We start from the raw sequence: 960 nt of genomic DNA, 5'->3' as shown, positions 1-960 counted from the left end.
TCACCGGGGCTACGGGCGGCAACTTTGAAAATCTGGTGCCGAGCACTACGCCTGCGGTCACTACGATTACTGATTCGGTTGATACCACCACCGTCACGTTGACGGCGGGCGAGACTGTCACCGAAGGTGGCCAGATCACTTACACCGCAACGCTGACCAACCCTGCACAGACGCCGGTGACAGTCACTTTGAGCAATGGCTCGGTGATTACCATCAAGGTGGGTGAGTCGGTTGGCACCGTGGTGGTGGATACGCCGGCTAACGACGTTTACAACAATGGTTCGACTGTCAGCACCACGATTACTGGGGCTACGGGCGGCAACTTTGAAAATCTGGTACCGAGCACTACGCCTGCGGTCACCACGATCACCGACTCGATTGATACCACTACCGTTACCCTGACTGCCGATAACTCGGTCGTTGAAGGCGGAAACATCACTTACACCGCTACGCTGACTAATCCAGCGCAAACGGCTGTGACGGTTACCTTGAGCAACGGTCAGACGATCAACATCGAAGCGGGCAAGTCCAGCGGAAGTGTGGTTTTCGAAACCCCGGCTAACGACGTTTACAACAATGGTTCGACCGTCAACACGACGATCACCAACGCAACTGGCGGTAACTTCGAGAACTTGGTGCCGAGCACTACACCTGCGATCACCACGATCACTGATTCGGTTGATACCACTACCGTCACGCTGACGGCGGGCGAGACTGTCACCGAAGGCGGCCAGATCACTTACACCGCGACGCTGACCAATCCTGCGCAGACGCCCGTGACTGTGACGCTTTCTAATGGCCAGACCATCGTCATCGAAGCCGGTAAATCTGCAGGCTCGGTGGTGTTTGAAACGCCGGCTAACGACGTTTACAACAATGGTTCGACTGTCAGCACCACTATTACCAATGCAACTGGCGGTAACTTTGAGAACTTGGTTCCAGGTACTGCCCCAGCCGTCA

At 55.6% G+C, this 960-nt stretch carries 1 protein-coding gene; it reads left to right on the top strand.

Features of this window, described 5'->3' with window-relative positions:
* Window positions 1-960 (top strand): immunoglobulin-like domain-containing protein (locus AACW30_RS23995; RefSeq protein WP_200625768.1); only part of this gene is annotated, 960 nt, incomplete at both ends.

It is taken from the genome of Pseudomonas sp. MF6747, from assembly GCF_963890955.1.
Classification (GTDB): Bacteria; Pseudomonadota; Gammaproteobacteria; order Pseudomonadales; family Pseudomonadaceae; genus Aquipseudomonas.
Note: the sequence above shows the minus strand (reverse complement) of the source record. Positions and strands in the feature narration are given on the sequence as shown.